Below are 7467 nucleotides of genomic sequence, written 5' to 3'. Positions count from 1 at the left end.
CCCAATGAACAAACCGTCAAATCACACGAAACCCGGGCGTGTCGCACACGAATTCGCTGGTAGAACGCCAGATAAGGGAGTAGCCGGCCTCCAGCATCACCTACAGGACTCGAATCATTCCTAAGGTTTTTTTGCCCCGCCTCACCACTGCCCAGCCTCCGGCAAGCGTGTCGGCACGCGAAACCACTGCATCGGGGTCCGTAGCCTTCTCGTTGTTGACGTACGCACCGCCCTCATTGATGGCTCGGCGAGCGGCTGACTTGGAGTCAACCACGCCCGCCGCGACCAAGGCGTCCACCAGCGGAATACCGTCCTCCACGTCTACTCCGCCGATCTCCACTGCGCACCCGTCGAGCGTCCGCTTATCGAGACCAGCCAGCTCTCCCCTGCCAAAGATCGCCTGAGATGCCTCGACCGCAGCCTCCGCAGCATCGGCGCCGTGGATGAGAGACGTCACCTCGAACGCGAGCGCCTTCTGCGCCTCGCGACGGAACGGCTCCTCGGCCACCTTGACCTGGAGCTCGGCGATCTGATCCTGAGTGAGGAAGGTGAAGTACTTGAGGTACTGGATCACGTCGCCGTCGGCACTTCCGAGCCAGAACTGGTACATCGAGTAGGGCGAAGTCATCTCGGCATCGAGCCAAATCGCTCCGCCTTCGGACTTGCCGAACTTGGTGCCGTCTGTCTTGGTCACCAGCGGAGTCGCGAGGGCGTGTGCCTGGCCTCCCTCGGACTTGCGGATCAGTTCCGCGCCGCCAAGGAGGTTGCCCCACTGGTCGGAGCCACCGGTCTGCAGCGTGCACCCGTAGCGCCGGAAGAGTTCCGCGTAGTCCATCGCCTGCAGGACCTGGTAACTGAATTCGGTGTACGAGATGCCTTCGTCCGAGTTGAGCCGGCGAGCCACCGTCTCCTTCGCGAGCATCGTTCCCATGCGGAAGTACTGACCGACGTCACGCAAGAACGCGATCGCGTCCATGTCCTTGGTCCAGTCGTAGTTATTCACCATGCGCGCTGCGTTGTCGCCCTCGAAGCTCATCAGGGGCTCAATCTGGCTTCGAATGCGCTCGACCCACACGTGGACAACGTCCACGGGGTTCAGCGTGCGCTCTCCCGACATACGTGGGTCACCGATCAGCCCGGTCGCACCGCCCACAAGGAGCAGCGGCTTGTGGCCGGCGTCCTGGAACCTGCGCACCGTAAGGATCTGCATCAGATTGCCGACGTGCAGGCTGGGCGCCGTGGGGTCAAACCCGCAGTACAGCGTCACTGGGCCCTCGTCGAGGGCCTTGCGAAGCGCAGCATCGTCGGTGGTCTGAGAGATAAGGCCGCGCCAGGCGAGCTCGTCGAGAATGTTCGTCATAATGCGTTCATTGTGCCAGGGGAACGCGGACTCACCCTAAGCGGCCTATGCGCCAGAAGAAAGGCGCAGACTAGACGAGGCGCCTACACGTCCAGAATCGGTGCGGTGCCATCAACCTCGATGTGTGAGCCCGCACGGGTCTGCTGCACGTCGTGATGGATTAACTCGAGCACCTGCCAACGCTCCCAGTCGTCGCGCATGCCCTCGCCGTCGCGTTCGATGCCGCGGCGCAGTCGTTCTGACCACGGTGCCTCGACATAGAGGACGAGCGAGGCGAACGGGCGGGCCGCGCGCTGGGCGACCCCCACACCCTCAATGATGAGGAACGGAGTGGCGGGCACGTCGATCACCGCGCCACGGCGCGAGGCATGCCAGTCCCAGGCGGCGAATTTTGCTTCCTCGCCTCGGGCGAGAGGTTCCAGAATCTGCGCACCAAGGATGGGCCACATCGTGTCGAGTCCATCCCAGCCCTCGTAGATGTCGTCGCCGTGCACCACTTGGGCGCCCAGTGCCCTGCCGAGTCGTCCCGCCAAGGTGGTCTTGCCCGACCCCGCGGGGCCGTCAATGAGCACCAATCGCGTGGTGGCCAGGTGAGGGTCGCGGCGACGCACCTCGTCGGCAAGCGCCGCGATACTCGGGTTCTGCATAGGCCCAGGATACGGTGGCGGAATGCACCCCTCCGTCACCCGGGTCCAGGAGGCCCTCGCCGATGCTGGCCTCTCCACCACCGTGCGCGTGCTCGACGCGCCCACGCCAACCGCGCTTGCCGCCGCGACGCTTTTGGGCTGCGACGTTGGTGCGATTGCCAATTCGCTGGTGTTCACGGCGGATGACGTACCCATCCTCGTCATGACGAGCGGTGCTCACCGCATCGACACCTCGGTGCTGGCCGAGAATATCGGTGCCCAGCACATTGGCCGCGCCACGCCGGATCAAGTGCGCGACACTACCGGTCAGCCCATTGGCGGCGTCGCGCCCGTTGGTCATCCCTCCCCGATGCGCACCTACATCGATGTGGCGCTTCGCGAGTACGACGAACTCTGGGCTGCGGGCGGCATCCCGGCGTCGCTGTTTGGGATCACTTACGACGACCTGGTGCGGGTCACCAATGGCACCGAAGTGGCCGTAAGTCGCTAGCTTCAACCACCAGGTGAACACCAGAGCGCCGAACGGCTCTGATCCAACCATTTCCTGAACGCTGGAATGGGAGGGCGCGAAGGCGGGACGGCGAGAAGTGCTGGGCGGTGGTCGCTAGGTGATGGACGCGCCGGCTACGCGACCTCGACCGTTCGCGTTGCCCTGGTGAAGTCCGCCAGCGTGTCGAGATTGGGATCCTCACAGAGGCCCGGCGTGGTGGGGACGCGGATGAAGCCGTCCTCCAACACGAACGGGGTCGTGATGTCCTGAGCGTAGAACCGACTCGATGCGGAGATGTCGCCCGGCAACGTGAACCCGGGCAAACCCGCGAGGGCGGCGTTCGCTCCCCTGCCAATGCCGGTCTCGAGCATGCCGCCACACCACACCGCGGTGCCGTGCGCGCTGGCGATGTCGTGGATACGTCGCGCCTCCAGGTAGCCACCCACGCGCGAGGGCTTGATGTTGATGATGGCCGCGGCCCCCATGGAGATTGCGTCGGCAGCCGATGCGGCGCTCACCACGGATTCGTCCAGGCACATGGGTGTCTGCATCACCCGGGCGAGTTCGGCGTGCTGGCGCAGGTCGTCCTCCGCGAGTGGCTGCTCGATCAGCAGTAAGTCGTACGCGTCGAGCTTGCGAAGTTGTGCCGCGTCGACCAGCGTGTAGGCGGCATTCGCGTCGACCTGCAGGGGCACGTCGGGGTGAGCCTCGCGCACGGCACGCACGGGATCTATGTCCCAACCCGGCTTGATCTTGAGCTTGATGCGCTGGTAACCCTCGTCGAGGTAGCCGTCCACTACGCTCAGCAGTTGCGCCACGGAATCCTGGATGCCCACGGATACTCCCGACGCCACCTTGTCGCTCGTCACGCCAAGATAGTCCGCGAACGAGGTGCCGGCCGCCTTCAGTTGGGCATCGAGGACGGCCATTTCGAGCGCCGCCTTCGCCATCCGCTGGCCAACGATGGCTTCCAGGTGATGCCCCACGGTCTCGGCGGTGATGCCGCCGTCGCGCTGCGCGGCTCCGAGCAGCGGCAGCAAGAAGCGCTCGCTCACATCGAGCACGCCTGCGGTGTGCTCCTCGGAGTACACCGGCTCCGCCAGCGCGCCGCACTCTCCCCAGCCCGTGACCTGTGTGCCATCCACCTCGGCCCGCACCTCGACCACCAGCATCTTGCGCGCGGTTTGCGTGGAAAACGAGGTGGTGAACGGCGTCACCAACGGAATCTCGAGCGAGTGATACGTGGCTGAGATGATCTGCAGCGTCATGAGGTGGGCCTTTCGACGAGGTAGCCAGTGTGGGGTTCAAATCCTGTGACGCGCCATCCATCGCCAAGCAATGGGGCCATCGTGTCGCGTAGCGCTGTCCGCCAGGCCGATGCCTGGGCCGGGTTGGTTACGCGCAGTCCTTCGATATCGCGTGGGATAGCGAGCGTGACGGCGGCCGATGCCGGGGCCGGGTTGCTGTGCGGCGAGCCGTCTGGCGCGGCGACTAGTACTGGGGATGCTGTGGCGTGGGCGGTGGGCAACTCGGCACCGTTGGGCAGATACGGGCGGTTGAGGCGCCATCGAACCAGTGCGCGGTCGCTTCCCTGACCTGCGTTGATGCCGTCGGGCATGTTGCCGTAGAAGTCCACGAGGTACTCGTCGATTTGAGCACCCAGGCGCACGATGTTGATGTGCGCGTTGCGCGACACCAATGGGTCAAACGTCCACGTCACCTCGGTCACGCCGCGGTCCAGGCACCACGCACGCTGGTGAAGTTTCATTGTGCGGCCGATGCCGGGACGGCCCAGTCCAGGGCGCACCCCGGCGACGTGGGAGTGAAGCGCCACGCCGAGCGGAGTCGCGAAGAATCCGGCGGCAGCGCCGACGACCTGGCGTTCATCAGTTGCCTTGCTCGGGTCCCCGGCGTCCGCGCTGGCGTCGACCGCGACGACGGCGTAGCCGCCCGCGTGCTCGAGCGCGACCAGTAGCGCAGCCTCGACTGGTTTGGTCCCCCAGATATCTTCCAGCAATGCGGTCGCGACCCAGGGGTCGGTGCCCGTCACCTGACGGACGTCGACGCCTACGTGCGTCGCCAGGGTGCGGTAGTCGTCCCAGGCGTCCGCGCGTATGGTCGCGTGCTGGGTATCGCTCATTGGCTGGCCTCGCGCAGCATGTCCTCGATCAACAAGGCCAGCAGGGCCGTGCGATGCGGGACGTGTGACAGTTCGACGTGTTCAGACTCGGCGTGCGCTCCGCCGCCTACGCCTCCCAGCCCGTCCAGCGTCGGGACGCCGATTCCTGCGGTGAAGTTGCCATCGGAGGCGCCGCCCACGGCGACGTCGCGAAGGTCCTCAATCCCGGCATCGGGCGCAAGTCGTGCGGCGCGAGCGAACAAACCCTCGGCACTCGCAAGTTCGAGCGGCGGGCGGTTGATGCCGCCAGTGACGGTGATGGTGGCGCCGTCGAGGACTGGTGTGAGCTCGCGAATCTGGGCGTCGACGCGCTCGAGTTCGGCGGTTGTGCGTCCGCGCGCGTCCACCTCGACGCGCGCCTGCGCGGGAACGGTGTTGGTGGTGGCGCCGATGCGGCCACTGGTGGGCGTGACCGTGGTGCCCTGGTCAGGGGCCGCGAGTGCGGCAATGGCGGGGATCTGGTGAGCGAGTTCGATCCCGGCGTTGATGCCCGACTCGGGGTCGAGGCCCGCGTGCGAGGCGCGGCCGTGCGCGTGCACCGTGTACATAGATGTGCCCTTGCGCTCGGTCTTGAGAGAGCCGCCAGGCCCCGACGCCTCAAGCACGAACACGGCGTCGCAGTCCCGAGCCTCGTCCTCCAGCAGTGCGCGTGACGTCAGCGAGCCCACTTCCTCGTCACCGGTGACCAAGATGGTGACACCGTCCACGGCATCGGCGCCATTGCGTTCAGCAAGAATTGCCGTGGCATGCGCCGCCTGAACCAGCCCGATGGCCATGTCGAAGCAGCCGGGCCCACGTAGGACGCCGTCACGAATGCCAAACGGGATTGTGTCGAGGGTGCCGTGGGGCCACACGGTGTCGTGGTGCCCAAGCAACAGCACGCGGCGGCGGCCGGAGCCAACGCGCCAACGCAGGTGGGTGACGCCGTCGATCACGATCGAATCCGCCGTGGCGTGGATGCCGGCCAACGCGAGAGGGGCGCCCAGGATGTCGGCGACGAGTTCGGCGCTGCGGGCCACCGCGGCGTGGTCGTCGGACGGCGACTCGAACTGAATGATGCGCTCGACGTCCTCGAGCATCTGGGGAAGCCGGCTGAGACTTGCGTCGAGGTAGGTCACGTGTCCATTGTGTCGGAGATGCGAGCCGTCCGGGTCCAGCGGCGAGCGCAGGCCAACCACCAGGTGAACGCAGGACGCCCAGACCCCCGAATTTCAACCACCAGCTGAACGTAGGAGGCCTAGACCACCGCAATTTCCCGGAGCTTTCTAGGGTGAGCGCAGCGGGTGTAACGGCGGCGCCCAGTCCGCGGACTGGGTGCCGCCATCAACGCCTTTACCTACTCAGATGCGGGCTTAGTCCAGGGACGGAAGTGCTTCACACGGGCTCGAGCGGATTTGCCCTGCTCGATCACGCGAGCCGGTGCAGTTCCGCCCACACCGTCGCGTGCCGCGAGCGAGCCATCGACGGTCAGCACCTCGAGTACGCCCTCGTTGAGGTGCGGCGAGATCGCCGACAGCTCCTGCGGGGTCATCTCGTGAAGTTCCTTGTCGCGCTTCTCACACAGGCGCACGCACGCGCCGGCGACCTCGTGAGCCTCTCGGAACGGGACCCCCTGCTTGACGAGCCACTCGGCGATATCGGTCGCGAGCGAGAAGCCAGCGGGAGCGAGTTCGGCCATGCGATCGGTCTGGAACCGCAGCGTACGCACCATGCCGGAGAACGCCGGGAGCAGCACTTCGAGCGTGTCGACGGCGTCGAACACCGGCTCGTGAACCTCCTGGATGTCGCGGTTGTACGCGAGCGGCAGTCCCTTGAGCGTGGCCAACAGCCCGGTGAGATCGCCAATAAGGCGCCCCGCCTTGCCGCGCGCGAGCTCCGCGATGTCGGGGTTCTTCTTCTGCGGCATGATCGACGAGCCGGTCGAGTACGCGTCGTCAAGCTTCGCAAAGCCAAACTCCACAGTCGCCCACGCGATGACCTCCTCCGAGATGCGGGACAGGTCGATGCCGATCATCGTCGTCACCCAGGCGAACTCCGCCATGACGTCGCGCGACGCGGTCGCGTCGATCGAGTTCTCCATGGGGCCCTCGAAGCCCAGCTCGGTGGCGACGGCCGCGGGGTCGAGACCCAACGTCGAGCCCGCCAGCGCGCCGGCACCGTAAGGCGAGTACGCAGCGCGCGCGTCCCAGTCGGTCAGTCGCTCGACGTCGCGCAGCAGCGGCCACGCGTGTGCGAGTAGATGGTGACCCAAGGTGACGGGCTGAGCGTGCTGGAAGTGCGTGCGTCCCGGCATCGGGTCGTCGATGTGACGGTCGGCCTGCTCGAGTAGCGCGTCCACCACGTCGAGCACCTGTGAGCCAATCAGCCGCGCGTGGCGGCGCAGGTACATGCGCGGCAGCGTAGCGATCTGGTCGTTGCGAGAGCGACCAGCGCGCAACTTGCCACCCAGGTCGTTGCCCACCTCCACCAGCAGCATGCGCTCGAGTGCCCCGTGCACGTCCTCGTCGCTGGCGCTGACCAGCGCCCTGCCCTCGCGGACCTCCTCCCGGAGCGACTCGAGTCCAGCGACCATGTCCGTGGTTTCCTGCGGGCTGAGCAGCCCGGCCTTCTCCAGCGCGTGCGCGTGGGCAATGGACCCAATCAGGTCCTCGTCCGCGTAACGCCAATCAAAGTGAGTCGACTTGCTCAGAGCGGCGAGTGCTGCTGCGGGACCGTCCTCGAAACGGCCTCCCCACAGCGCCCCCTCGTTCGTTGCGCTATCGCCCTCGGTGGTGCCGGACTGCTCTGCCAT

7 protein-coding genes are annotated in these 7467 nt (G+C 66.2%); 1 reads left to right on the top strand and 6 read right to left on the bottom strand.

Annotated elements, in window-relative coordinates; all coding sequences use genetic code 11:
• Window positions 1–100 precede the first annotated feature (100 nt).
• Together tyrS and AOP73_RS08470 are read right to left on the bottom strand one after the other, a co-directional pair.
• Window positions 101–1360, bottom strand: a complete 1260-nt coding sequence (gene tyrS, locus AOP73_RS08475) for a tyrosine--tRNA ligase (protein ID WP_061964678.1) — start codon at window positions 1358–1360, stop codon at window positions 101–103.
• An 83-nt stretch (window positions 1361–1443) separates the two neighbouring features.
• On the bottom strand, window positions 1444–2007 hold the full coding sequence (locus AOP73_RS08470; protein WP_061964676.1) for a nucleoside/nucleotide kinase family protein: 564 nt from the start codon (window positions 2005–2007) through the stop codon (window positions 1444–1446).
• Between the two features lie 22 nt (window positions 2008–2029).
• Here AOP73_RS08470 and AOP73_RS08465 point away from each other — a divergent pair, with 22 nt between their 5' ends.
• Window positions 2030–2497: a YbaK/EbsC family protein gene (locus AOP73_RS08465; RefSeq protein ID WP_061964673.1), complete on the top strand. Its 468-nt coding sequence runs from the start codon at window positions 2030–2032 to the stop codon at window positions 2495–2497.
• A gap of 134 nt (window positions 2498–2631) precedes the next feature.
• Here AOP73_RS08465 and menC read toward each other — a convergent pair whose 3' ends face one another.
• From menC to argH, 4 genes are all read right to left on the bottom strand, one after another.
• Window positions 2632–3765, bottom strand: coding sequence for an o-succinylbenzoate synthase (gene menC, locus AOP73_RS08460; protein ID WP_061964671.1), 1134 nt, complete (start codon window positions 3763–3765; stop codon window positions 2632–2634).
• Window positions 3762–4637 carry a hypothetical protein gene (locus tag AOP73_RS08455; RefSeq protein ID WP_061964668.1) on the bottom strand — a complete coding sequence of 292 codons (876 nt, stop codon included), beginning with the start codon at window positions 4635–4637 and terminating at the stop codon, window positions 3762–3764. The genes menC and AOP73_RS08455 overlap by 4 nt, the downstream gene beginning before the upstream one ends.
• Window positions 4634–5794 carry a M20/M25/M40 family metallo-hydrolase gene (locus tag AOP73_RS08450; RefSeq protein ID WP_236683538.1) on the bottom strand — a complete coding sequence of 387 codons (1161 nt, stop codon included), beginning with the start codon at window positions 5792–5794 and terminating at the stop codon, window positions 4634–4636. Before AOP73_RS08450 ends, AOP73_RS08455 begins: the two co-directional genes overlap by 4 nt.
• A 218-nt stretch (window positions 5795–6012) precedes the next feature.
• Window positions 6013–7467, bottom strand: coding sequence for an argininosuccinate lyase (gene argH, locus AOP73_RS08445; protein WP_061964666.1), 1455 nt, complete (start codon window positions 7465–7467; stop codon window positions 6013–6015).

The sequence above is a fragment of the Demequina aurantiaca genome, assembly GCF_000975135.1.
Lineage (GTDB): Bacteria > Actinomycetota > Actinomycetes > Actinomycetales > Demequinaceae > Demequina > Demequina aurantiaca.
The sequence above is the reverse complement of the archived record's forward strand: the minus strand, read 5'-3'. Positions and strand labels throughout refer to the sequence as shown.